This window comes from Streptomyces barringtoniae, from assembly GCF_020819595.1.
Classification (GTDB): domain Bacteria; phylum Actinomycetota; class Actinomycetes; order Streptomycetales; family Streptomycetaceae; genus Streptomyces; species Streptomyces barringtoniae.
Window position 1 is genome coordinate 226,408 of sequence record NZ_JAJHNP010000007.1, and the last position, 25,030, is coordinate 251,437.

The window sequence follows — 25,030 nt, forward strand, 5'->3', positions numbered from 1 at the left end:
TGAGAAAGGCGACGCCATGACGCGCTGCGCCGGCGCCCGTATCACCGTTCTCGACGAGAACTTCATCGACATCCTTCTGCCGTCGACCCCCCGCGTACGCCGCTACAACATGGATCAGCACTTCAATTCCCGGTACGGCGAACTGCTCGCCGAGAACGGGTTGTGCTTCCTCGTGGAGACGTTCACCGAGGGCAGCTCCACGACGATCCTCTTCGACGCCGGGCTGACCGCCGACGTCGTGCTGCACAACGCGCACCACCTCGGCGTGGACCTGCACGAGGTGGAGGCGGTGGTGCTCAGCCACGGCCATCCCGACCACTTCGGCGGCATCAACGGAGTACTCGAGGCGATCGGCCATCCGACCCCGGTGATCGCACATCCCGACGCGTTCGACCCACGGATGATCGTCAAACCGCACACCACCCTGCCGATGATCAACATCGGGCTGACACGGGAGGGAATCCGGACATCGGGCGGCCACCTGATGGAGGCACGGAACTCCATCCCGCTCGGCCCTGGCCTGCTCACCTCGGGCGAGATGCAGACCACCGCAGACTTCGAGTTCGAAGCCCCCGCCGGACGGCTGTGCGTCCACGCCGACGGCCGCGTCGAGGCGGACAACATCAACGACCACCAGGTCCTCGGCATCGACGTCGAGGGTCACGGGCTGATCGTCATCGACCCGTGCGGACACCGCGGGGTCGTCAGCTCGATCGAACACATGCGAGCCCTCACCGGCACCGACACGCTCTACGGCGTCCTCGGCGGATTCCACACCGGACACCCCGGCATCAGCGCCAACCGGATCGACAACACCGCCAAGGCCCTCGCCGCCTACGAGCCGCGGCTGGTCGCTCCCATGCACTGCAGCGGATTCCCGCTCAAGAAGGCCGTCGCCGACCTCGTCCCAGACGCCTTCGAAATCGTCACCGCCGGCACGGTGCTCACCATCGGTGACGTTCCGCCCGACACCCGTATCTGGCGCTGACGACACGGCCGTCCGAGTAACGAAAAAGGTCAACGATGACTCATAGAACGCTCATCAAGGGTGGCACGATCTACAGCGTCGATCCCGACATCGGGGAACTGCCCCGCGGTGACGTGCTGGTGGAAGACGACACGATCACGGCCGTGGCCGAGCACATCCCGGCGACGGATGCGCACATCATCGACGCCACCGACCGGATCGTCCTGCCGGGGCTGATCGACACCCACCGGCATCTGTGGCAGGCCGCGCTGCGGCAGCTCGCGGCGGACTGGACCCTCGGCCAGTACATCGACCACATGCTGCTGGAACTGGGGCCGAGGTTCTCCCCGGACGACGTGTACGTGGCCGAACTGCTCGGCGCGATGGAGGCCATCGATGCCGGTGTCACCACCGTCATGGACTGGGCCCACATCATGCGCAGCCCGGATCACGCCGACGAGGCCGTACGCGGACTCGTCGACTCCGGCATCCGGGCGGTGTTCGGTTACGGCAACCCCGGAGGGCCGCCCGCCGACTGGTACGCCCGTGACGTGACAAGGGTGGCGGAGCGCTACTTCTCCTCCGAGGCCGGACTGGTCACGTTCGCGCTGGCCAGCATGGGTCCGGAGTTCGGGCCGGTCGAGGACACGCTGTCCGATCTCACACTGGCCCGCGAACTGGGCATCCGCGCCTCGATGCACGTGGGCGTCGGCGCACTGGGCAAGCAGCGGTCGATCACGGAACTGCACCGACGCGGTCTGCTGGGCCCAGATCTGATTTACGTCCACTGCAACACCTGCACCGACGCCGAACTGCGGCTGATCGCCGACACCGGGGGACATGCCTCGATCTCGCCACGCGTGGAGATGCAGATGGGTCACGGTTATCCGGCGACCGGGCGGCTGTGCGCGGCGGGGGTGGTGCCGAGCCTGAGCATCGACGTGGTCTCCGGAGTGGGAGGCAGCCTCTTCGCCGAAATGCGCGGCACGCTCGAAGCCGAGCGCGGCTGGCAGCACCATGCCGCGCTCTCCCGCGACGAGACGCTGTCGGAGCTGACGATCAGCACCCGGGACGTGGTCCGCATGGCCACGATCGAAGGCGCGCGCACCCTCGGGCTGGAAAGCAGGATCGGGTCGCTGACCCCCGGCAAGCAGGCCGACATCATCCTGCTCGACACCGACCGGCCGAACCTGTCGCCCGTGAACAGCGTGTCCGCGGCCATCACCCTCGCCGACAACGAGAACGTCGACACCGTGCTGATCGCGGGCCGGGTGGTCAAGCAGGGCGGACGGATATCCGGGCACGACCTGCGGGCTGTACGAGGACGCGCACACAGTTCCCGGGACCGCCTTCTGGAGTCCTGGTCCGGCCCCCGCTCCACGGCCGCATCGGCGGCCCAGCCCCGCGCCTGACCCGTACCCCGGCGACGCGCGATCGACAACGACGAGGTTGTTTCATGGACACATCACCCGACACCGCTCCCGCCGATCAGATCTTCCTCAACGGGCTGGTCTGGCCGGGCGGTGCCCGACAGGTGGGACCCGAACCGACCGCACTGGCCGTGCGCGACGGCAGGGTGGTGGCGTACGGCAGTGACGCGGAGATCCGCGCCTTGTCCGGCAGCCGGTCGGCCACGGTCGACCTGCGTGGCCGCCGCGTGATTCCCGGCCTGATCGACGGCCACATGCACGCCGTGCGCGGCGGCGCGACCTGGGCGAGCGAACTGCGCTGGACGGACGTACCCGACCTGCCCACGGCGCTCGCCAGGCTTCGCGCCGCAGTCGAGACGGCGCGCCCCGGGGAATGGATCCGGGTCGTCGGCGGGTGGCACCCCTGCCAGTTCGCCGAATTGCGCGAGCCCACGCGTGCCGAGTTGGACGCACTCGCTCCGGACCACCCGGTGTACGTGCAGGCGCTGTACGAGGTGGCGGTGCTCAACTCGGCGGCGCTCCACGCGGCCGGCATCGACGCCGCCACCCCCGACCCCGACGGCGGTCACCTCGAGCGCGACCCGGTGACCGGCGAGCTCACCGGCAGGGTGTTCGGCATGGGCGCGTTCAACCGCGTCCTGGGCGCCATTGCACCTGTCACACCGGAGAGGGAACGACGCTCCACCGCGGCGATGCTGGCCGACCTGCACGCCCTCGGGTTGACCGGAATCGTCGACGCCGGCGGGTTCGGCATGCCGCCGCAGCGGTACGAGCCGCTGTTCGCGCTCTGGCGCGACGGCGGTCTGTCGATGCGGATGCGGCTGTTCCTGTCCGCGGCGGACCCCGGGCAGGAATACAAGCAACTCGAGGAGTGGATGCGGCACACCCCGCCCCGGTTCGGCGACCCGATGCTGCGCTTCGCGGGCATCGGTGAGGTGGTGCACTACGGCTGCCACGACTTCGAAGGGCTCGAGGAGTTCTCGATCTCCGACGACGCCGCCGAGGAGCTCCAGCGGATCTCCTACCGCGCCGCCGAACAGGGCTGGCCGATGAACATCCATGCGGTGCTCGACGAGTCCATCGACAGGATCCTGACCTGCTGGGAAGCGGTGAACGAGCGGATCCCGCTGCGGGGGCTGCGGTTCTCGCTGTCCCACGCCGACCGCATCAGCGCGGGCAACCTGCGCCGGCTCACCGCGTTGGGTGCGGGTGTGGTGCTGGACGACCACCAGGTCTTCAAGGCCGGCTTTTCGGAGGCGGCCTGGGGCGACGGTTCGATGACCGCAACACCGCCCATCGCGGACATGATCGCCGCCGGGATTCCCCTGGCAGCCGGTACCGACGCCACCCGCGCCTCCTCCCACAACCCCTGGTTGTCGTTGTGGTGGCTGATCACGGGAAACTCCGCGGACGGCATACCGCGACGCGCCGCTCGCCACCGGATGTCCCGGGAGCGTGCCCTGGAGTGTTACACCACGGGCAGCGCCTGGCTCAGCTACGAGGAAAACACTCGCGGGCGTCTGAGACCCGGCGCGCATGCCGACTTCGCGGTTCTCAGCGAGGACTGCTTCGCCGTGCCGGAGGACCGTATCCCCGGGCTCTACTCCGAGCTCACCGTGGTGGGAGGCGAGATCGTCCATACCACAGGAACCCTCGCCTGACGGCCGTCATCAGGGCGTTAGGCATTCGGCACACGTGCACGACGAAAGAGCCGTCCCATGACCTCAGACACCGGGCGCCCCCTTCGGGCCGACGCACGGCGCAATCGAGAGAAGATCCTCTCCACCGCGAGACGCGTCTTCGCACAACAGGGACTGGACGCGCGCCTCCATCGCATCGCCGAGGAAGCGGGCGTGGGAACCGGCACCCTCTACCGGAACTTCCCGACCCGGGAAGTCCTCATCGAGGCCGCCTACCGCAGCGAACTGAGCCGGCTGTGCGACTTTGTCCCCGAACTCCTGGCGACCCTGCCTCCGCACGAGGCACTCCGCGTCTGGATGGGCCGCTTCATCGACTACGCCACCGCCAGACTGGGGATGGCCGACACCTTGCGTACCTTCGTCGACTGCGGCTTCAACGCCTGCGGCCACAGCCGCGAGTTGATGATGACCGCCCTTACCTCACTCTTGAACGCCGGGTCCGCCGCCGGCACCATCCGGTCGGACATCGGCGCGGCCGACATGTTCGTCGCCCTCACGGGCGTCGCCCTGGCCTCGGGAAAGCCCGAACAACGCCAGCAGGCCGAACGCCTCCTCGACCTCATGCTCAACGGCTGCGCGACGGACCAGCGGGCCTGAGCGCCGCAGTTCGGCGGGGTTCCCACGGCACGACGAAGCCGTGGCCCGGGCCAGTGAACTCCGCCGCAGATCGAGCACCTGACCGCCGCACTCGCCGAGGCCGAAGCGTGTCTCGCGGACCTGGCCACCACCCAAAAGATCACCGCCGAACTCGCGCCGACCGGAGGCGCAGACGAGGCTGACCCGCCCGAGTGGACGACCGCCTACCAGACCACGGCATTCAGGGTCCGTGAACGGCACGAACTCCTCGGCATGCCCACCGACGAACCGTGCATGAACGTCACCCGCAGTCGCCTCGGGCGCCTCACCCGTCAAGGTTTCTTTACCCAACCCGGGCGAGGCATCTACCAGAAACGGACTTAACGCCCTCTCATGGAGCGACGACTCCGCATGCCCCGGCCACGAAGCCGGGGCATGCGGTGCTTCGTTATGGGTTCGCGGCCGGACGCGTCGCCGCCCATCGTCGGCCCGTATGCGTACAAGGGCCGCGGGCGAAGGCCGCGTACGGGCCGCTCGCCGTGTACCGCCCAGCCGTACCGCCTAGCCGTCGATCGCCGCGCCGTACAGTGCGTCCGTCGGCAGGCCGCCGAACGCGCTCGGGCCGTAGTTCCAGGAGCCGGAGGTGGTCATGCCCTTGACCGAGCCACGCAGGACCGTGACGGCGCCCGCGTCCGCGACGGCGCCGATGTCCTCGCCCGCGACACGGATCGCCACGTCCGCCAGGGGTGGCGCGTGGGTGCGGATTCGGTGGCAAGCCGGCGTCTGCTCTCTGACCTGGAACACGGTTGGTTCACTGGAGCGGCGGCGCTATCTGCTCCAGGCGGAGACCAGGTGGACTCCGGCGAGTGCGACGATCAGTCCCGCGCCGACCGCGACCGCCAGCAGAGCCCACCGTCCGGCGCGCTGCGGGGCGGCGACCCCGTGGCGTGCCGGATGGCGGCGCAGGTCGGCTCCGATGAGGCGCGGCAGGCGCCAGACGTAAGCGAGGACGTGCACGGCCATCACGGCGATCCAGCAGATGAAGCTGGCTTTGTGAAGCAGGAGCACCGGAAGCGGACCGGTGTCGGGGCCGAGCAGGGCAAGTGCCACTCCCGAGCCGAGGACGGCGACGCTCGTGGCGACGACCAGGGGGCCGAGCACGCGCAACAGCGGTGCCGGCGGCCCGTGGCGGCGGTACGCGGGCGCTCCCGTGTAGTAGCGGTAGAACCGGTAGCCGGTCGAGCCGATCTTCAGGCAGACCGGGCCGGTCAGCAGCAGCCCGATGAAGAAGTGCAGGGTGAGGAGTTGCCCGAGGAAGAGGATGGTGACGCCCTCGACGGCGAACAGAACCAGCAGCACCGCCCCGGTCACTGCGGTCAGCCGCTCGTTTCCCGCCGGCCCCCCGGACATCGTGCCGGGCCGCTCGGGCTTGCCGTCCACCAGAGCCCTGCCGTCGCTCACGGTCACTCGTCCGTCCTCCTGGTGATCAGGCCCCGCGCAGCCCGGATGGCAGTGCTGACGCAACTCCCTCGCGGTGCGCTGGAGCGGGCAGAAGCATGTCTGACGTGGGGTCAAGAACTCGTTCACGTCCGCTGGGGCGACTGCCGGTCCGGTGCGCGATGCTGCGCCCGGTCCAGGCGGAGTGCCAGCGCCGGGCATGCGGCCACCGCGCGCCGAGCGTGCCCGAGGGCTTGACCCGTAAGGGGGGCCGATCCCACGATCGGGTAGCCCCACTCGTCCAACTCGACGAGTTCCGGCAGGAGTTCGGCGCACAGGCCGTAGCCGTCGCATGCGATGCGATCGATCCCGAGGGAGTGTGTGCCTGACATGACGTTTACCTCCATTCCCGCTCGTCGGGTACCACTGTGTCCGGAACCGGAAGAACGGGCTCGTGGCCTGCCGCGGCGCACGGGCCGAGGCTCAGATGGTGCCGTGCGTCGTGGGCGAAGACGCGCAGGGCGGTCGCCGCGAAGCGTGACGCGCCGTCGGGGTGCCGGCAGGCGCCGCGCCCGGCGAGCAGTCCCACCCGGGCCTCCAGCCGCTCCCTCAGCCGAGGGTCGGGACTGCCCCAGGCGAGATCCGCGAAGTCCGCGGCCACGGCCGGCAGTCCGAGTCGGCACGGTCCGCACTGCCGTGCACTCTGCGCCGCGAGATATCCGAGCACCCTGGCCGCTTCGGCCAGACCGCAGGCACGGGCGGGAAGCGCCACGAACACTCCGGCACCGGGTCCCGCACCGAGTGACGCCAGGTCCTGCTTGGCGAACGGGACTCGCAGGGCCTGGTCCACCGGCAACCAACTACCGAAGAAGCCGCCCAGCAGGATGGATCCGAGCGGCTCCGAGGCTCCCCCCGCGACGTCCAGTACCTCACCGATCGGTCGGCCCATCGGCACTTCGTAGACGCCCGGCGTGCGCAGGGCGCCGGAGAGGGTCACGAGCGTGGTGCCCGCGGCGTCGGGGCGCCCGGCACTCCGGAACCAGCCGTGACCGTAGCGTGCGATCAGTGCGAGGTGGGCGAGGGTCTCGACGTTGTCGATCAGTGTGGGGCGCCGGCCGACGCCCTTCTCGAAGGGGCGCGGCGGGGTCGACAGCGGGCGGGCGTCACCGCCGTTCAGCCAGCGCACCAGCGACGTCTCCTCGCTGGAGACGTAGTGGTGGGGCAGTTCGTGCACCATCACCGGCACCGTGTCGAGGCCCCGCCTCTGGCGTTCCTCGACTGCTTCGCGCAGAGCCCGTGCCTGGTTCTGCCTGGTGCGCGGTAGGCACAGGTGCGCCACGTCGGCGCCCACCGCGGCGGCGGCCAGTGCGGCGCCGTCCAGCACCAGGTGCGGGGCGAGGTCCAGCAGCATCTCGTCCTTCCGGCTGGCCGGTTCGCTCTCCATGCCGTTGGCGACCACCACGGCGGTGCCCCTGCCGCCGGCGACCGTGCGCAGTTTGCGGCCGGTGGGGAAGGCCGCGCCGCCCCTGCCGGTCAGTCCCGCGTCCTCCACTGCGCGCACCAGTCGGTCGACCGCGTCGGTGGAGCGGGGAGACGGTGGTGGACCGTACCGGCCGAGGTGCTCGTTCAGGTCGGCCGCGCCACCGGTGGCGTACCAGCCGTGCAGCAGCCGGGAGCCGTACGGGCCCATCATGCCGTCACGCCCGTCGCCGGTCAGCAGGGGTGGCTGTCCGTCCGTCATTGCGTCTGTCATTCGGACCCTCCGGCGTCATCGGTCGGCGCGGGCGCCGGGTGTACGGCGCCCGTGGCTGCTGGCGCGGGGCCGCTCGCGCGGTGCGCCCAACCCGGCTGCAGCGGCCCGGAACTCAGGAACGCGGTCAGCACCACGGGAACCGCCGCTGCGGTGACCCCCGTCCAGAGCCGCATCGCGACCCGGCCCGGGCCCGCCCGGTACAGCCGCCACCAGACGGCAGCGACCACGAGGGCGACGCATGCGGCGTACAAGGCGAGTTGCAGCGTGAGCCGGGTGTCGGTGCCGGTCCCCGCGGCGTGGAAGAGCGCGACCGGCCAGGCCGCGTAGGCCAGCCAGTGCACGGTCTTCCACCGCCGCTGCCCCATGCGCAGCCGTATCGCACTGGTGGCCGCGACCGCGAGCAGCAGGTCGAACGCGACCGTGCCCAGTCCCAGCCAGAGCGGCCGGTAGGAGGCGGTGAACGGCACCACCGTCACCAGCCAGCCCAGGTGGACGAAGGTGTCGAGGATCGCGGTGACGATGTGCACGGCCAGGAAGGCCAGGGTCAGTACCGCCAGGTTGCGGTGCAGCGCGCTCACCTCGAAGCGGGCGAGCCGCCGCGGTGTGTACCGGCCGCCCACGGCGATACCGAGCGCGACGGTCGCGGTGAGCAGCACCAGGGCGACGGTGCCGCCTGCCCGGGTCGCGTACCACAGCGGGCTGGGGCCGGCGGCGAGTGGGACGATTCCGGTCATTGGGCACCTCCCGCAGTGTCCTCGGGCCAGCCGCAGACTCGCTCGACGGTCCCGTCCACGCGTACCAGCCGCGCGGGCAGCCCCACCCGGCGCAGCCGGCCCAAGGCGCGTTCACCGAGGACGACCGCCTCGGTGCTGGCGATGTTGGCGGCCACGCAACTGACGGCGGCAACGCTGACGGTCCGCCAGACCGGGGCGGGTACGTCGCCAGTGGCGGGATCGACGATGTGATGCAGCCGGCGACCCCCTCGGCGCCAGGTTCGCACCGTGGTGCCGGAGGTGGCGAGTCCGCCCCCGGTGACGCTCACCGTGGGCCGGCCTCCGGTGCCGGGCGCCGCGTGATCGTCGGCGAGGGCGACGCGCCAGCCTCCCGGTGGCGCCTGGCCCGCGACGGAGAGGTCACCGCCGAGGTTGACCAGGACGCCGCTGCCCGCCACCTCGGTGGCGCGGTGGGCGGCCCGGTCCGCGGCGAGGGCCTTGGCGGTCGCGCCGAGGTCGAGCGCGATGCCCGGCGGCATCCGCAGCCGCCGGGCGGCGCTGTCCCATTCCACCGCCCGCCAGCCCGCGGTCGCTCCCGCAAGGCGTACGGGGCCCACGTCCTGCGGTCGCAGCGCGGCGAACGTGACGTCGTAGCCGAGCGCGTTCACGGCGGTTCCGACGGTGGGATCCACGACGCCGTCGGTCACCTCCGCCGCAAGCAGCGCCACGTCCAGTGCCTCGGCGAACAGGGCGCTCACATGACGGGGGGCACCCGCCGCGGCATTGGCGCGCGAGAGTTCCGAGTCGCGCCGGAAGCGGCTGCACGCCGCGTCGACGGCGGAGAGTTCGGCCTCGAGCACCTGCCGTGCCGCGTCCATCCCGTCCGGGTCGGCGACGAGAAGCGAGGCGGTGGTACCCAGCGCAGGGAAGGAGACCGATGCCGGACGTGTGGCGGCGGTCATGACGCACCCGACGTGGTGTGCGACGGTTGTGGAGCCGGTGCCGGGGGCTTCGTCGTGATATGCGCGGATGCGGGGGCGGACGGACGGGTGGCGGACGGCAGGACGGGCGCCGTCCGCTGCTTCGGCACGGTCGTGTGAGGGGCCGGGCGGGAGGTCGAGGTGGCGGTCCCGGACGGGTCCGCCGAGTGCGACGGAGTCCGCGGGGTGGTAGGTGTGCTCGACGTGGGGGCGGATGCGGGCGTCGACGGCCGGGAGGTGCTCCCGGGCGCGGACGAGGACTTCCCGGGCAGAGCCTGGGCGTACCCCGTGGCGAGCACCACGGAGCTGGCCGCGGCCGCGGCGGCCACCCAGCGGGTGGTGCTTCCGACCCGGCGCAGGCCGCGCTCCCGGCGACGCACGGCACCGGCCGATGTGGGGTGGTCGGGGTGGGACATGGTTCCTCCTCGGCCGTCGATGTGCCGTCGTGAAGCGCTCGACACCTTGCGGCCACGCCTGTGGGTATCCATCCACCAGCCTGCGCGGGCACCTGTCGGGAACCGGTTCAGGAATCCTTCAGAACCCGCAAAGATCAGCAAACATGCTGGTCGGGACGGTGATGCGAGGTGTCCCGGAGAGGCCGGCGAGTGTTCGGAGTTGTCCTGGGGCGGCTCAGGCGTCGATGGTCCGCGCCGGACTCGGACCGGCTGCTGCGGTCGCGTCAGCGCCGGGACGCGGGCAGCGACAGCACCACGGTCACACCGCCGCCAGGCGAGTCCAGCAGGTCGGCGGTGCCGCCGTTGGCGGTGACCAGTCGGTGGACGATGGCCAGGCCCAGCCCGGTACCGCTCGCCTCGGGGTTGCCGAATCTGCGGAAAGCGCTCTCCCGAGCGGCCCGGGTCATCCCGGGGCCGTTGTCGACGACCCGCAGCTGAACCGACCCGTTGTGCCGCTTACCGGTGATCAGCACCCGGCCGCCCTCCTGGACCGCGTCGAGGGCGTTGGCGATCAGGTTGTCGAGCACCTGCTCGAGATCTCCCTCGCCGAGGAAGGCGGTGAGCCCGGGGCGGCAGTCGGCGGTGAGCCGGACCTGGCCCGCGTCGGCGACGGGCTCCCAGGCGGCAACGCGTTCGGCCACGACGCGGTCCACCCGGACCGGCACCGGTCGCGGCACCGCGTGCTCGGCGCGAGCCACCGCCAGCATGCCGTCCACCAGCCGGGACAGCCGGGCGATCTCGCCCTGCGCGTCGGTCAGTTCCGCCGCGGTGTCCCCTTCGGCGTCGGCGGCGAGCAGGTCGAGCCGCAGCCGGAGGGCCGCCAGCGGGGTGCGCAGCTGGTGCGACACATCGGCGACCACGGCCCGGTGACCGTGCACCAGGGCCTCGGTGCGCCCGGCCATCGTGTTGAACGTCGCCGCGAGGCGCCGCACCTCCTGCGGCCCTGCCCCGGCCGGCGCCCGCGCGTCCAGCGCCCCCTCGCCCAGCCGCTGTGCCGCCTCGTCCAGCACCCGCAGCGGACGACCGACCCAGCGGGCCAGCAGCACCGACATCAGCACGGCGGCACCCAGGCCACCGACTCCGATCAACGCGAGCCAGCCCCACATCACCAGAATCCGGTCGTGCAGCGGATCGGCGGACCGGCTCAGGACGGCGACCCCGACGGGGTCCGAGGTGTCACCGATCGGTACGGCGGTGGTCAGCCACTGATCGTCCTGGCGCACCCGGCTGTCGTGGTGGGCGAGCACGGAGAGGACCAGCCCCTTGGAGTCGTCCCCGGCCACGTCGGAACACGCGGTCGACAGCACGACATGGCCCGCACTGTCGTAGACGGTCGCGCAGTCGCCCCTCTTGTGGGCCTCCTCGACCAGGCTCGGTGCCACCGCATCCGTCTTGTGATCGGACAGGTACTCCTCGGCAGCGGAGGCGATCGACCTCGTCTTCGCGGCCGCTTCCTCCCGGAACGAGGTCTGCTCGCGCTGGGTCATGAGCAGCCCGAGCGGTACCACCGCCAGCACCAGTACCGCGGTGATCAGGGCGATGACGCTGAGCGCGATGCGGCGGGTCACGGCGCGTCAGCCGACTTCGCCAAGGCGGAAGCCGCGCCCGTAGACGGTCTCGACCAGTCCGGGCACGCCCAGCTTGCGGCGCAACGCGGCCATATGGACGTCCAGCACCTTCGTGGGCCCGTACCAGTGGGCGTCCCAGGCGCGCTCAAGGATCTCCTGACGCGTCACGACCCGACCCGGATCGGCGGCGAGGCACTGGAGGATGTCGAACTCCTTGGGCGTCAGCGCGACGTCCTCGCCGCCGACCGTCACCTTGCGGGTGCGTGGGTCGACGACGAGCGGGCCGTGGGTCAGCAGTTCGGGCCCGGCAGGGCGGATGCGGCGCAGTACGGCCCTGATGCGTGCCAGCAGCTCCGCCAGGCCGAAGGGCTTGACCAGGTAGTCGTCGGCGCCTTCGTCGAGGGCGGCGACCCGGTCGCCCTCCTCGCCGCGGGCGGTCACCACGATGATCGCCATGTCGGACTGGCGCCGCAGCACGCGGCAGGCCTCGATGCCGTCCATGTCCGGCAGACCGAGGTCGAGCAGGACCACATCGGGCGGCGGTACGTGGGTGAGCGCACCGCGTCCGGAGCCGACGCTGCTCGCCCGGTATCCGGCTCGGTCCAGGCCGCGCACCAGCGACCTGGCGAGCCCTGGATCGTCCTCGACGACCAGCACCGTGAGCGCGTCGGGATCCGCCCTGGGCCCGGTTTTCTGTTCCACAGCACCAAGCCTAGGACGACGTGGACGAGTCTCCGGGCCGGCGGATGGGCAAGGCACGCGCAGGAGCCGCTGCCGCATCCGCCTGGCTTTGCCACATCTGAAGGTTTCCTGAACGGCTCTCCGATGTGGCGCGACGCAAGCTGATGACATGGCGTACGCGAGCCGGGGATCGTCTCGTGGCGCTGTCTTCGCCCGAAGGAGGCCGGCCCATGTCCATGCCTGGACCCACACACGACTCCGACCCGGTGCGGCGGCGCGAACGCGGACTTCGGCGTGTGGGCACCACGACCCGCCGGACCGCCACCGCTGCGACGGCCGTAGCCCTTCTGCTCGGGGTTGGTTACGCCCACATGCTGCCGAGCAACCCGGGACCGGTGTCCGATGCGGTTGGGCACTCTTCCCGCAGCCTCCCGCAGCCCCGGGCCGGCGCTCCCGCCTCCACCACACAGCCGGCGCAGACGACGACCGGAGCGTCCTGACCCCCGGTTCCCACCGTCGGCGTGCGGGCATCGCGGTGTGTCAGGGGGGCCGGGGCGTGCCCCGCACCCCTCACACCGCGCATGCAACGGTCGCCGGATGTGAGGAGCCACGCCGATGCCAGCCCGCATGTCCTCCGCCACGACCCGTCCTGCCATCGCTGCCGCCCCGTCCGTGACGGGGCGGCACCCGGGCTCGCACTGCCAGTGCCGCGGGACTACAGGCGAGCAAACCTCCCTGACCTGCCCTTTTCGCCTTCGTGTCGAAGGCTGCCCCGGTCCACCGTCTTCTGAAGGCGATCGACAGGAGATGCAGTCAGTAATCAGGTCGGCGTAGCGGCTTCGGCCGGGAGCTACTGAGGCGAGGGACCACGGCCTGACGTCATGCGGATGCGGGCGGGGTGGGGCCGTATCAGTGCCCGAGGCGCGCCGAGAGGGTCTTCGCCGCCTCGCTCACCGCGGCGCCGAAGAAGGACTCGGATTCGTCAGTCAATCGGGTCATCGGGATGTTGACACTGAGGCTCGCGATCGGCTCTTTGGTTGCACCCCTGATGGCCGCTGCGACTGAGCCGACGTCGGACCGCCACTCGCCCCTGTTGGTCGCATAGCCCTGTGCTCGTATCCGCTCCAGCTCGGCGAGCATCCGGTCGGGGTCGGTGATGGTCGTGTCGGTGTAGCGCGGAAGCCCCTCGGCGAGCAGCCGGCCGATCACCTCGGCAGGGCTGTGCGCGAGTACCGCCTTGCCGTTGGCGGACGCGTGGAGGGGCAGGGAATGTCCCAGGGACATGCTGGTGCGCACGGGCTTGGACGTCTCCAGCCGCTCGATGAGCACCATCTTGTTCCCTTCCCGAACGGTCAGGTGAATCGTCTCGTCGGTGCGCCGGCGCAGTTCTTCCATCAGCGGTACGGCCGCGTCGCGCAGACCGAGGTCCCCGCTGGCGTGCCGGCCCACGTCCAGCGCTTTCGTGGTCACGACCCAGCGGGTGACCTCGCCTCCTGCGGGACGGATCCACCCCGCCTCGCCCAGCGTGCGCAGTGCACGCTGGACGGAACTCTTGGGCATGCCCAGAACGCGTGACAGCTCGCCGACGCCGATCGGCTGCCGCGTTGCGACCTCTTCAAGGACTCGCAAAGCGTTGAGAACGTTCTGCATCTCCATTGACTCCCTGATCGCTCGTCCCTAACCTCGCCGTACCTTTTTACGGAACGGTGTGCCGTATTACGGCACAGAAGTTGGAGTGATCACAAGTGACGACGCATACTGGGCGGCATTTTTTGCAGATCCCTGGCCCGACCAGCGTCCCCGACCGGGTACTGCAGGCCATCGCGCGACCGACCATCGACCACCGGGGGCCGGAGTTCGCCGAGTTGGGACTGGACGTCCTGGAACGAGTCAAGCCGGTGTTCGGCACCAGCGGTCCCGTCGTCATCTATCCCTCCTCGGGGACCGGGGCGTGGGAAGCGGCGCTGGTCAACACGCTGAGCCCCGGCGACCGTGTGCTGGCGTTCGAGACCGGCCACTTCGCCACCCTGTGGCGCGGCATGGCCGAAGGCCTCGGGCTGGAAGTGGACTTCGTTCCGGGCGACTGGCGGCGCGGCGTGGACCCGCAGGTCGTCGCCGAGCGGCTGGCCGCCGACAAGGCCCACTCCATCGCGGCGGTGATGGTCGTCCACAACGAGACTTCCACCGGCGTCACCAGCCGTGTGCCGGAGATTCGAGCGGCCATCGACGAGGCGGGCCATCCCGCCCTGCTCCTGGTCGACACGATCTCCTCCCTGGGATCGATCGACTACCGGCACGAGGAGTGGGGTGTCGACGTCACCATCAGCTGCTCGCAGAAGGGCTTGATGCTGCCCCCGGGGCTCGGCTTCAACGCGGTCAGCGAGAAGGCACTCGCCGCCGCCGGGCGGGCGCGGTTGCCGCGGTCCTACTGGGACTGGACACCCATTCTCGAGGCCAACCAGCACGGCTACTGGCCCTATACCCCGGCCACCAACATGCTGTACGGGCTGCGCGAGGCCCTGATCATGCTCGAGGAGGAGGGCCTGCCCAACGTGTTCGCACGGCATGACCGTCATGCGGAGGCCACACGGGCCGCCGTCCAGGGCTGGGGCCTGGAGGTGCTGTGCGCCGACGAGCGGGAGTACTCCAGTGTCCTGACCGCGGTACTGCTGGGCGAGGAGCACGACGCCGATAAGGTCCGTCACATCATCCTGGACCGCTTCGACATGTCCCTGGGCACCGGCCTGAGCAAGCTCGCGGGACGGGTCTTCCGGATCGGCCACCTCGGTCACTTCAACGACCTGACCCTGGCCGGAACGCTCGCCGGCGTTCAGATGGGGCTCGAACTGGCAGGTGTGGACATCAACCCGGCCGGCCTGAGTGCCGCACTGGACCTGCTGCGCGCCGAGTGAACAGCGCAGTGCAACACCGGTGAGGAGGAAACGAGCAGTGACCACGGCCAGCAGTTCAGGGCCCGTCGGCGAACACGTCATCACGCAGGACCTGATACGCAAGCTTGGGCGGGAACTCGACGGCGAGGTCGCCTTCGACGACTACACCAGGCACCTGTTCGCGCGCGACGCGAGCATGTACTCGATAACTCCGATGGGCGTGGTGTTCCCCCGCCATGCCGGGGATGTGGCGGCCACGGTCGCGGCGGCCGCCGAACACGGCGTGCCCGTCGTCCCGCGCGGGGCCGGCACCAGCCTCGCCGGCCAGACCATCGGGCCGGGCCTCGTGCTGGACCTGTCCCGGCACATGAACCGCATACTTCGGATAGACCCCGACAACCGTACGGCCCATGTCGAGGTGGGCGTGGTGCAGGACCAGCTCAACCGGGCCGCCGCCCCGCAGGGGCTGATGTTCGGCCCCGACACCTCGACCAGCAACCGCGCCACGATCGGCGGCATGATCGGAAACAACTCGGCGGGCAGCGGGTCGGTCCGCTACGGGATGACCATCGATCACGTACGAGAGCTGGACGTGGTGCTCAGCGACGCCAGCCTCGCCCACCTGGCACCAGTGAACGAAACAGAGCGGGCACGCCGGGCACAGGCAGCCACCCTCGAGGGCGATCTCTACCGGCGGCTGCCCGAGATCCTGAACCAGAACGCCTCCTCCGTCGCCGAGGGATTCCCCACGTTCTGGCGGCGCGCCGGCGGCTACCGGCTGGACCGGCTCGCCGGGGACGAACCGTTCGACCTGGCCAAGTTCGTCGTGGGCTCCGAGGGCACGCTTGTGGTCGCCACCCAGGCCCTGGTCGACCTCGTGCCCAAGCCACTTCATACGGTGATCGCCGTCGGTCACTTCACCTCCACGCCCGCCGCCATCGCGGCCACCGAAGATGCGCTGGCCTGCGATCCGGCCGCTGTGGAGCTGATGGACCGTACGATCCTGGAACTGTCCCGGCAGAAGATCGAATACGCCTCGCTGGGCACCATCCTGGAAGGCGACCCCCAGGCGCTGCTCTTCGTGACCTTCACCGGGGACGACGAGCGCGGGCTTCACGGACAGCTGAAGCGGCTGACCGCGCTGTGGCAGCGCCACGGCCACGGCTATCACACGCTGCAGGCCGTCACCGCGGACCAGCAGGCAGCTCTGATCAAAGTGCGCAAATCAAGCCTCGGTCTGCTGATGGCCGCAAGCGTCGGCTCACGCCGTCCGCTGGCCTTCATCGAGGACACCGCGGTCGATCCCGCGCACCTCGCCGAGTACACCCGGCGCTTCAAGGCGATCCTGGACCGACACGACCTGACGGCCGGGTTCTACGGGCACTGCTCGGTCGGCTGCCTGCACATCCGCCCCTTCCTCGATCTGACCGATCCGGCCCAGGTGCTCACGATGCGCTCGGTCGCGGAGGAGATCAAGGACCTGGTCAGGGAGTACGGCGGCGTCAACTCCAGCGAGCACGGCGACGGGCTGGCCAGGAGCGAGTTCAACCGGGAACTCTTCGGCGACGAACTCTATGAGGCCATGCGCCAGGTGAAAGGCGTATTCGATCCGCACAACCGGATGAACCCGGGCAAGATCGTGGACGCCCCGTCGATGACGGACAACCTGCGGGACGCGGCACTGCCACCGGCCACCCCGGTGCGGACGCGGCTGTCCTTCGAGGTGGTCGGTGGCATGCGCGGCGCGGCGGACCGGTGCATGAACATCGGGCTCTGCCGTAAGAGCGCCACCGGCACCATGTGCCCCTCGTACATGGCGACACTCCAAGAAGAGCACTCCACCCGCGGCCGGGCGAACGCGCTCGTCAACGCCCTGTCACAGCCCGATCCCCGGGCAGCTCTCGGCGGCGACCGGCTGCACGACATCATGGACCTGTGCCTCGGATGCAAGGCATGCAAGAGCGAATGCCCACTCGGCGTGGACATGGCCGCGCTCAAGACCGAAACGCTGTCACACCACCACGACCTGCACGGCACACCGCTACGATCCAGGATCTTCGGTACGATCCGTTCGCTGAACCGCCTTGGCTCGGCGACCGCACCGCTGTCCAACCTGCCCGGGCGCATCCCATCGGTGCGCCGGCTGATGGACCGGCTCATCGGCATCACCCCCGCCAGGCCGCTACCGACGTTCGTGCGGGCCAACCTGCTGCGCTGGTTCAGCCGCCGCACGCCCACGGCACACCCCGTCACCCAGGGAACGGTCGTCTTCCTCGCGGACTCCTTCACCACCTTCACCGAGCCGGACATCGGCCGGGCGGCGATCGAACTGCTGGAACTGGCAGGATGGCAGGTCCACCTGGAGGCCGGCGGCTGCTGTGGCAGGTCCAGTCTGTCCAAAGGGCTCATCGATGACGCCAAGCACAAGGCGCGCGCACTCGCCCAGGTGCTCACCGCTCGCGGGGAACCGCACTCGCCGATCGTGGGGTGCGAACCGTCCTGCCTGATGACTCTGCGCGACGAGCACCTGGCGCTGCTGCCCGACGACGCGGCGGTCAAGGACGTCGCCGGCCGGGTGAAGCAGGTGGAAGAGCTGCTGACCGAAGCCATCGACGACGGACGGCTACGGCTGGGTGCGGACTCCTGGCTCGCCGGGCGCAGGCTGCTCTACCACGGCCACTGCCATCAGAAGGCCGAGGTCGGGACCGCCGCGACCATCGCGCTCCTCAAGCGGATTCCCGGTGTGACGGTCGACGAACTCGACGCCGGATGCTGCGGCATGGCCGGATCCTTCGGATACGAATCCGAGCACTACCACCTGTCGATGACCGTCGGCAACGACCGCCTCTTCCCAGCCGTCAAAGCGGCTTCCCCCGACACCGTCGTCGTAGCGACCGGTGTGTCCTGCCGGCAGCAGATCTCCCACGGCGGCGGACGCCGCGCCCTCCACCCTGTGGAACTCGTCCGCTCCGCGCTCCACACCACCTGACAGACCGGGCGATCCCGGCTGAATTCCTCCCCCAAGGCGGGGCTCACACGATGCTCAGCACCGCCGCCGGGGCCCGCACATCCGTATGACGTGTCACTGCCCGCCCGGCCTCGGCCGCGCCCTGCGCGAAGACCGCCGAGCGGTAGGCACATCAAGAAGGGAGACGACGCAGCTCGCCCCACGAGTCTCGCGTGCAGTCAGTGCGCTGAGACATCCGGCAGTTTGCACCTACAAGGAGGTAGGTCGTTGGCAACGCCGACATCTCTTTTGCGGCATCGATCCCATATGAAGCGATGGACCAGAATTCTGCCCGTCATCGTCTTCGTCTACATCATCTGCTACATAGACCGAACGAACATCAGCTTCGCCTTGCCCCACCTCGAGGTGGACATGCACCTCACCGGGGCCCAGGAGGGCTTCGCGAGCGGCGTCTTCTTCTGGGGTTACCTGTTGCTGCAGGTCCCCGGCGGATACATGGCCGAGCGGTGGAGCGCGAAACGGTGGATCGCGATCCTGATGGTGCTGTGGAGCGCGGCCGCGGTGGCCTCAGGGCTGTCTCACAACTACACCGAACTCGTACTCACCCGCTTCCTGCTCGGGGTGGCCGAGGGCGGCGTGCAGCCCGCGCTGATGTCCACCATCCGGTCGTGGTTCCCGTTCGCCGAACGCAGCCGGGCATACGCGATCTTCAAGTTGTACACACCGATCGCGGCAATCGTCGCCGCCCCGTTCTCCGGCATCATCCTGACGTACGCGGACTGGCGCTGGATGTTCATCATCCAGGGCGGCGCCCCACTCGTACTCGGGCTTGTCGCATGGCTCGTCATCATCCGCGACACCCCGGCGAAAGCCGAGTGGCTCTCGGCCACCGAGCGGGACTACATCGAGAAGTCCCGCACTGCGGAGGGCGAACCGCTCAAGAACCAGGGGTCATTCAAGGCGGCGTTCAGCAGCCCCATCGTGTGGCTGTTCGCCCTCATCTACACGCTGACCCAACTGGGTCTGCTCGGGCTCTCGATGTGGTTGCCGAGCGTGCTCAAAACGGCCTTCCACACCGACATGAAAGTCGGTGTGGTCGCGATGCTGCCCCAGATCGCAGCCGGCGCGGCGATCATTTTCATCGGCAGGTCCGCAGACCGCCGCGGCAGGCACGTCACCCACATGGTCGCGGTCCTCGGCGTGGGAGCCGTGGTCCTGGCCGGGGCGGGTCTGATCTCGGCGCAGCAGAAGTGGCTCGTGCTGGGAGCGATGATCCTGGGCACCGCGGCGTCGATCGCCTGGTACGGACCGTTCTGGGCCACCGTCACCAAGCTCACGCCGGTGGCGGCCGCGGGTGCGGGGATCGGCATCATCAACGGGGTCGGCAACCTCGGTGGATTCTTCGGACCCTACATCGGGGGATGGCTCAAGGACGCCAGCGGGGGATACGCCCTTACTCAGGTGTTCTTCGGCGCGGTCTTCGCGGTGGCGGCGCTGCTCGTCCTGACGCTGCGGAAGAAGCTGCGTGAGGCGACGAGTGTCCCGCCCATCGGTACCGAAACGGAGGGAGCGGAGGGATCACCCACTGTCACGCCTGCCTGACAGTTCCCTTCTCGCCCTGCCCCCTGTGTGCCGGGCGGCCGGAATCCGGCCGCCCGGCACACAGGCCCGACAGGTGCGGGAGCCGGCTTCGACAACTTTCAGGACAGAAACGGTCCACAGGGGCCGACAAGGGAGATGCGCGGTGCGGTTGGTCAGGTATCGCAAGGCAGAGCACACCGGACGTGGTGCGCTGATCGGCAAGTACATTCACGAGATGGGCGACAGCTCGCTCGGCAGCTCACGGCCTGGCCCCAGGATCGCCTCGCTCGACGAGGTGGAGCTCCTCGCGCCCTGCGACCCGCGGGTCATTGTCTGTGCGGGAAGCAACTACGCAGGACAGATAGCGGAGAAGCAGCGGCCGTGGCCGACCCAGCCGCCGCTGTTCCTCAAAGCGCCCAATGCCGTGGTCGGCCCCGGTGCGGCGGTGGTCCACCCGGCCGGACTGCGCAGGCTGGAGTACGAGGGAGAACTCGCCGTCGTGATCGGCCGCACCGCCCGCGACGTTCCCGCGGCGTCGTTCGCCGACTACGTGCTCGGCTACACCTGTGCCAACGACATCACCGCGGACGACTGGCGCGCCGACGGGCAGTGGACCAGAGCCAAGAGCGCGGACACCTTCTGCCCGCTCGGGCCATGGATCGAGACGGACGTGGCCGACCCCGGAGCGCTGCGGCTGGACACCCTCGTCAATGGTCGTACGGTCCAGGACGGCTCCACCGCCGACATGGTCTTCGGCGTGGGTGAACTGCTGGCCTTCGTCACCCGCTGGATCACCCTGCAGCCAGGTGACGTACTGCTCACGGGCAGCCCCGCCGGCGTGGGTCCGCTGGTCCCGGGGGACCGGGTCGAAGTCCGGATCGAAGGCGTGGGAACACTGTCCAATCCGGTGGTCGGCACGGAGCCGCTCGGCACGCCGGGCACGACGTGAGCGTTTGACCCCGCCCCGGCCGCACCCGTGGTGCATTGTTCAGGTTGACTGAGCGCTGCGCGTCCGGCCGGTGGCACTGGACGAGCCCGGCGACGGTCGACCGAGGTCGCTGGTGCCGGGCGTCCCGCCGGAGGTCGACGCCGCAGTGCCTGCTCAAGGCGGAGGCCGGGGCCGCGATGGTGCGCAGGCACTGCAGTGCGGGTGCCGATACGTCATCCGGCATGGGGTGCGCGGCACGTTGGTACTCGTGGAGGTTACCGCCGAGTCGGTCTCGTCGGCGTACCTCCAGGTGTCTGATGTGCCGTGGTTCGTTGATCCGTTGGGGGAGTGGGCGGAGCGGCCCGACTTGCTTCAGGTCTCGGTTGGCCGGTGCAGCGCTCCGTGACGGAGTTCATGCGCGGTGTCTGGATGCCGGTGGTGACGACTTTCAGTCTGGCGTCGGCAGGGCGTTGAAGCCGGCCGGACCGGTGCACGTCATGGCCGGGGGAACGCCCGGCGCGGTCGCAGTCCGGCTCGTCACGAGGGCGGCAACTCCCCGCGCTGTCACATTCATTGACGAGTGCATGGCCACTCTGTAGGTTCCTTTCAGTCAAGGCTGCAGTTTTTTCATCGAATCATGGGCAATCTCGCAAGATCGACACCGAGATTTTCGCGCAGTCGCCAGCTCGCCGAGTTCGTCACCCCTCGCATCCGTACCCCCACCTCTCCAAGGAGCCGAGGACGAGGATGAGAACCACCGGAAGATCCCCCGCGCCGCCCGCGTCAGGCCGGCAGCGAACAGCAGTCGTCGCGGTGCTCAGCATGCTGGCAGCACTGCTGGCGGTGCTGCAGGCCGTACCCGCCCACGCCGCCGGGACCGACCTGGCGGCTGGCAAGTCCATGAGCGCCAGCAGCTACAACCAGACCTACACACCGGCCAACGCCAACGACGGCAACCAGTCCACCTACTGGGAGAGCGCCAACAACGCCTTCCCGCAGTGGCTCCAGGTCGACCTGGGCTCGACCACCAGCGTCAACCAGCTCGTGCTCCAGGTGCCGGTGAACAACTGGCCCACCCGCAGCCAGACGCTGTCGGTCCAGGGCAGCACCGACGGCAGCAACTTCACCACCATCGTGGCGTCCGCCTCGTACACGTTCGATCCGTCCACCAACAGCACGGTCACCATCAACTTCGCGGCGACCGGTACCCGTTACCTGCGGACGCTGGTCACGGCCAACACCGGATGGCCGGCGGCCCAGATCTCCGGGTTCCAGGTGTACGGGCCGAGCACCGCCGACACCACGCCCCCCACCGCGCCCGGCACCCTGCGCTACACCCAGCCGCAGGCCGGTCAGATCGCCCTGTCGTGGGGAGCGTCGACCGACAACGTCGGCGTCACCGCCTACGACGTCTACCGCAACGGCGCGCTGGCCGTCAGCGTCGGCGGCACCACCTTGACCTGGACCGACTCCCAGCCGGGCACGGCGACGGTGTCGTACTACGTCAAGGCGCGCGACGCCGCCGGCAACGTCTCGCCCGCCGGCAACACCGTCACCCGCACCGGCACCGGCGGCAGCGGCACCAACCTGGCGCTGCACAAGCCGATCACCGGTAGCCCGTACACGTACACCTACGCCCCGGCGAACGCGAACGACGGCGATGTCACCACGTACTTCGAGGGCTCCTCGTACCCGAGCCGGCTCACCGTGCAGCTCGGCGCGAACGCCGACGTCACCTCCGTCGTGGTGAAGCTGAACCCGGCCTCGGCCTGGTCCACCCGCACCCAGACCATCCAGGTGCTCGGCCGTGAGCAGAGCGCGACGGACTTCACCAGCATCTCGGCCGCGCAGACGTACACCTTCGACCCCGGTACCAACAACACCGTCACCATCCCGGTGAGCGCCACGGTCGCGGACGTCGAGCTGAGCATCACCAGCAACAGCGGAGCCCCCGGCGGCCAGGTCGGCGAGCTCCAGGTGATCGGCACTCCGTCCCCGAACCCCGACCTGACGGTCTCCGCGTCCTCGTGGTCCCCGTCCGCCCCGGTGGAGACCGACTCGGTCACCGCGTCCGCCACGGTCGCCAACGTGGGCACCGCGGCCTCTCCGGCCTCCAACGTCAACTTCTACCTGGGCAGCACCAAGGTCGGCACCGCGCCCGTCGGCGCGCTGGCGGCCGGCGCCTCCGCCAGGGTGTCCGCGGTGATCGGCGCGCAGACGGCCGGTTCGTACCAGCTCACCGCCAAGGTGGACGAGGCGAAGAGCTTCATCGAGCTGGGCTACGACAACAACGCCTACACCAACCCGGACAACCTCGTCGTCGCGCCGGTACAGAGCTCGGACCTGGTCGGAACCGTGGACTGGACCCCGAACAACCCCTCGGCGGGCAACAACGTCAAGTTCTCGGTGACGCTGAGGAACCAGGGCACGATCGCCTCGGGCAGCGGTTCCCACGGCGTCACGCTCACCCTGCTCGACAGCACCGGCAAGACGCTCACCACCCTCACCGGCTCCTACTCCGGCACGATTGCCGCCGGCGCCGGCGCTCCCTCCGTGAACCTGGGCAGTTGGACGGCCGTCAACGGCAAGTACACGGTGCACACCGTGGTCGCCGTCGACCCCAACGAGCTGTCGGTCAAGCAGGCCAACAACACCAGCGACACCTCGCTGTTCGTCGGCCGCGGCGCCAACATGCCCTATGACGTCTACCAGGGCGAGGACGGCCAGATCGGCGGCGGCGCCGCCGTGGTCGGCCCCAACCGCACCATCGGCGACCTGGCCGGTGAGGCGTCCGGGCGCAAGGCCGTCACCCTGAACACCACCGGCTCCTACGTCCAGTGGACCACCCGGGCCAGCACCAACACGCTGGTGACCCGCTTCTCCATCCCCGACGCCCCCGGCGGCGGTGGCGACACCGCCACCCTGAATCTCTATGTCGACGGCACCTTCCGGCAGACCATCACGCTGAACTCCAAGTTCGCCTGGCTGTACGGCGCGGAGACCGGACCGGGCAACAACCCCGGCGCCGGATCGCCGCGTCACATCTACGACGAGGCGCACGTGATGCTCGACCAGACCGTGCCCCAGGGCAGCGTCATCAAGCTGCAGAAGGACTCGTCCAACACCTCGCAGTACGCGATCGACTACATCAACACCGAGCAGGTCGCCCCGGTCGCCAACCCGGACCCGAACGCCTACCTCACCCCGGCCGGCTTCGGCCAGCAGGACGTGCAGAACGCGCTCGACACCGTTCGCCAGGACACCACGGGCAAGCTCGTCGGCGTCTACCTGCCCGCCGGGCAGTACCAGACCACCGGCAAGTTCAACGTCTACGGCAAAGCCGTCAAGGTGGTGGGCGCAGGACCCTGGTACACCCAGTTCAACTCGCCCACCACGTCGGAGAACTCGGACGTCGGCTGGTCGGTGCAGAGCAGCGCCAACGGCTCGACCTTCCAGGGCTTCGGCTGGTTCGGCAACTACACCTCCCGTATCGACGGGCCCGGCAAGGTCTTCGACCTGACCGACGTCTCCAACATCACCGTCGACGACGTCTGGATCGAGCACCAGGTGTGCGCCATCTGGGGCACCCACGTGAACGGGCTGAAGGCCACGAACATGCGGATCCGCGACACCTTCGCGGACGGCATCAACCTCACCAACGGCAGTCAGAACAACCTGGTGAGCAACGACGAGGCCCGATCGACGGGCGACGACAGCTTCGCGCTGTTCGCGGCCCAGGACCACAACTCCTCGGACCTGACCGACAACACTTTCCAGAACCTGACCGCGCTGACCCCGTGGCGGGCGGCCGGTGTCGCCGTCTACGGCGGTGAGAACAACACCCTGCAGAACCTGTACGTGGCCGACACGCTGACCTATGCGGGCATCACCATCAGCTCGCTGAACTTCGGCTATCCCTTCCAGGGATTCGGCACCCAGCCGACCACCGTCCAGAACGTCTCGCTGGTGCGCGACGGTGGTCACTTCTGGGGCGGCCAGGTGTTCCCCGCGATCTGGCTGTTCTCCGCGACCCAGCCGTTCCAGGGGATCCGGGTGAACGACACCGACATCGTCGACCCGACGTACGCCGGCATCATGTTCCAGACCGACTACGTGGGCGGCACGGCGCTCAATCCCGTCAAGGACACCGTCTTCACCAACACGTCCATCACCGGGGCACAGCAGAGCGGAGACGCCTACGACGCCAAGTCCGGCTATGGCATCTGGGCCAACCCGATGCCCGAATCGGGACAGGGCCCGGCCGTGGGCTCGGCGACGTTCAACCACCTGACCCAGAGCAACAACCACATCGACGTCTACAACCCAACCACGACCTTCACCATCAACGTCAATCCCTGACGGCAACGCGCCCGGGGGCCGGCCCACCAACCGCGTGGGCCGA

18 protein-coding genes are annotated in these 25,030 nt (G+C 69.5%); 9 read left to right on the forward strand and 9 right to left on the reverse strand.

Annotated elements, in window-relative coordinates:
* Positions 1 to 16 precede the first annotated feature (16 nt).
* Genes LMU33_RS14795 through LMU33_RS14810 form a run of 4 tightly spaced genes read left to right on the forward strand, consistent with a single transcriptional unit; the run spans position 17 to position 4,694 of the window.
* The gene (locus LMU33_RS14795) at positions 17 to 988 is read left to right on the forward strand and encodes an MBL fold metallo-hydrolase (RefSeq protein ID WP_228620823.1); all 972 of its coding nucleotides are present in this window, start codon (positions 17 to 19) and stop codon (positions 986 to 988) included.
* Positions 989 to 1,023: 35 nt separating this feature from the next.
* Positions 1,024 to 2,379: an amidohydrolase family protein gene (locus tag LMU33_RS14800; RefSeq protein WP_228620824.1), complete on the forward strand. Its 1,356-nt coding sequence runs from the start codon at positions 1,024 to 1,026 to the stop codon at positions 2,377 to 2,379.
* A 44-nt stretch (positions 2,380 to 2,423) separates the two neighbouring features.
* Positions 2,424 to 4,058, forward strand: a complete 1,635-nt coding sequence (locus LMU33_RS14805; protein ID WP_228620825.1) for an amidohydrolase — start codon at positions 2,424 to 2,426, stop codon at positions 4,056 to 4,058.
* A gap of 57 nt (positions 4,059 to 4,115) precedes the next feature.
* Positions 4,116 to 4,694, forward strand: a complete 579-nt coding sequence (locus LMU33_RS14810; RefSeq protein ID WP_228620826.1) for a TetR/AcrR family transcriptional regulator — start codon at positions 4,116 to 4,118, stop codon at positions 4,692 to 4,694.
* Positions 4,695 to 5,234: 540 nt separating this feature from the next.
* Here LMU33_RS14810 and LMU33_RS14815 read toward each other — a convergent pair.
* The 9 genes from LMU33_RS14815 to LMU33_RS14855 all read right to left on the reverse strand — a co-directional run bounded on the left by LMU33_RS14815 (position 5,235) and on the right by LMU33_RS14855 (position 13,916).
* On the reverse strand, positions 5,235 to 5,408 hold the full coding sequence (locus LMU33_RS14815; RefSeq protein ID WP_228620827.1) for a hypothetical protein: 174 nt from the start codon (positions 5,406 to 5,408) through the stop codon (positions 5,235 to 5,237).
* 93 nt (positions 5,409 to 5,501) lie between these two features.
* Positions 5,502 to 6,140: a hypothetical protein gene (locus tag LMU33_RS14820; RefSeq protein WP_228620828.1), complete on the reverse strand. Its 639-nt coding sequence runs from the start codon at positions 6,138 to 6,140 to the stop codon at positions 5,502 to 5,504.
* A gap of 116 nt (positions 6,141 to 6,256) precedes the next feature.
* Positions 6,257 to 6,502, reverse strand: coding sequence for a ferredoxin (locus LMU33_RS14825; RefSeq protein ID WP_228620829.1), 246 nt, complete (start codon positions 6,500 to 6,502; stop codon positions 6,257 to 6,259).
* Between the two features lie 5 nt (positions 6,503 to 6,507).
* Complete coding sequence (locus tag LMU33_RS14830; RefSeq protein ID WP_228620830.1) at positions 6,508 to 7,863, reverse strand: NADH-ubiquinone oxidoreductase-F iron-sulfur binding region domain-containing protein; 1,356 nt, start codon at positions 7,861 to 7,863, stop codon at positions 6,508 to 6,510.
* Positions 7,860 to 8,597 carry a ferric reductase-like transmembrane domain-containing protein gene (locus LMU33_RS14835; protein WP_228620831.1) on the reverse strand — a complete coding sequence of 246 codons (738 nt, stop codon included), beginning with the start codon at positions 8,595 to 8,597 and terminating at the stop codon, positions 7,860 to 7,862. The genes LMU33_RS14830 and LMU33_RS14835 overlap by 4 nt, the downstream gene beginning before the upstream one ends.
* On the reverse strand, positions 8,594 to 9,538 hold the full coding sequence (locus LMU33_RS14840) for an FAD:protein FMN transferase (protein WP_228620832.1): 945 nt from the start codon (positions 9,536 to 9,538) through the stop codon (positions 8,594 to 8,596). Before LMU33_RS14840 ends, LMU33_RS14835 begins: the two co-directional genes overlap by 4 nt.
* 697 nt (positions 9,539 to 10,235) lie before the next feature.
* On the reverse strand, positions 10,236 to 11,579 hold the full coding sequence (locus tag LMU33_RS41675) for a sensor histidine kinase (protein ID WP_228620833.1): 1,344 nt from the start codon (positions 11,577 to 11,579) through the stop codon (positions 10,236 to 10,238).
* 6 nt (positions 11,580 to 11,585) lie between these two features.
* Positions 11,586 to 12,281, reverse strand: coding sequence for a response regulator transcription factor (locus tag LMU33_RS14850; protein ID WP_228620834.1), 696 nt, complete (start codon positions 12,279 to 12,281; stop codon positions 11,586 to 11,588).
* 888 nt (positions 12,282 to 13,169) lie between these two features.
* The gene (locus tag LMU33_RS14855) at positions 13,170 to 13,916 is read right to left on the reverse strand and encodes an IclR family transcriptional regulator (protein WP_228620835.1); all 747 of its coding nucleotides are present in this window, start codon (positions 13,914 to 13,916) and stop codon (positions 13,170 to 13,172) included.
* Positions 13,917 to 14,005: 89 nt separating this feature from the next.
* On the opposite strand from LMU33_RS14855, the gene LMU33_RS14860 reads away from it, so the two are divergent.
* The 5 genes from LMU33_RS14860 to LMU33_RS14880 all read left to right on the forward strand — a co-directional run bounded on the left by LMU33_RS14860 (position 14,006) and on the right by LMU33_RS14880 (position 24,987).
* Complete coding sequence (locus tag LMU33_RS14860; protein ID WP_228620836.1) at positions 14,006 to 15,172, forward strand: pyridoxal-phosphate-dependent aminotransferase family protein; 1,167 nt, start codon at positions 14,006 to 14,008, stop codon at positions 15,170 to 15,172.
* Between the two features lie 37 nt (positions 15,173 to 15,209).
* The gene (locus tag LMU33_RS14865; protein ID WP_228620837.1) at positions 15,210 to 18,140 is read left to right on the forward strand and encodes an FAD-binding and (Fe-S)-binding domain-containing protein; all 2,931 of its coding nucleotides are present in this window, start codon (positions 15,210 to 15,212) and stop codon (positions 18,138 to 18,140) included.
* Between the two features lie 246 nt (positions 18,141 to 18,386).
* Positions 18,387 to 19,721 (forward strand): MFS transporter, encoded by a 1,335-nt coding sequence (locus LMU33_RS14870; RefSeq protein WP_228620838.1) that lies wholly within the window; start codon positions 18,387 to 18,389, stop codon positions 19,719 to 19,721.
* A gap of 142 nt (positions 19,722 to 19,863) precedes the next feature.
* Complete coding sequence (locus tag LMU33_RS14875; protein ID WP_372477963.1) at positions 19,864 to 20,649, forward strand: fumarylacetoacetate hydrolase family protein; 786 nt, start codon at positions 19,864 to 19,866, stop codon at positions 20,647 to 20,649.
* 801 nt (positions 20,650 to 21,450) lie between these two features.
* Positions 21,451 to 24,987 carry a discoidin domain-containing protein gene (locus LMU33_RS14880; RefSeq protein WP_228620840.1) on the forward strand — a complete coding sequence of 1,179 codons (3,537 nt, stop codon included), beginning with the start codon at positions 21,451 to 21,453 and terminating at the stop codon, positions 24,985 to 24,987.
* Positions 24,988 to 25,030 lie beyond the last annotated feature (43 nt).

What these genes read in the sequence shown, in the direction of transcription:
- LMU33_RS14795 (WP_228620823.1), top strand. Translation starts at nt 17, where the DNA reads ATGACGCGCTGCGCCGGCGCCCGTATCACCGTTCTCGACGAGAACTTC.
- LMU33_RS14835 (WP_228620831.1), bottom strand. Translation starts at nt 8,597, where the DNA reads ATGACCGGAATCGTCCCACTCGCCGCCGGCCCCAGCCCGCTGTGGTAC.
- LMU33_RS14840 (WP_228620832.1), bottom strand. Translation starts at nt 9,538, where the DNA reads ATGACCGCCGCCACACGTCCGGCATCGGTCTCCTTCCCTGCGCTGGGT.
- LMU33_RS14855 (WP_228620835.1), bottom strand. Translation starts at nt 13,916, where the DNA reads ATGGAGATGCAGAACGTTCTCAACGCTTTGCGAGTCCTTGAAGAGGTC.
- LMU33_RS14805 (WP_228620825.1), top strand. Translation starts at nt 2,424, where the DNA reads ATGGACACATCACCCGACACCGCTCCCGCCGATCAGATCTTCCTCAAC.
- LMU33_RS14830 (WP_228620830.1), bottom strand. Translation starts at nt 7,863, where the DNA reads ATGACAGACGCAATGACGGACGGACAGCCACCCCTGCTGACCGGCGAC.
- LMU33_RS14825 (WP_228620829.1), bottom strand. Translation starts at nt 6,502, where the DNA reads ATGTCAGGCACACACTCCCTCGGGATCGATCGCATCGCATGCGACGGC.
- LMU33_RS14810 (WP_228620826.1), top strand. Translation starts at nt 4,116, where the DNA reads ATGACCTCAGACACCGGGCGCCCCCTTCGGGCCGACGCACGGCGCAAT.
- LMU33_RS14880 (WP_228620840.1), top strand. Translation starts at nt 21,451, where the DNA reads ATGCTGGCAGCACTGCTGGCGGTGCTGCAGGCCGTACCCGCCCACGCC.
- LMU33_RS14800 (WP_228620824.1), top strand. Translation starts at nt 1,024, where the DNA reads ATGACTCATAGAACGCTCATCAAGGGTGGCACGATCTACAGCGTCGAT.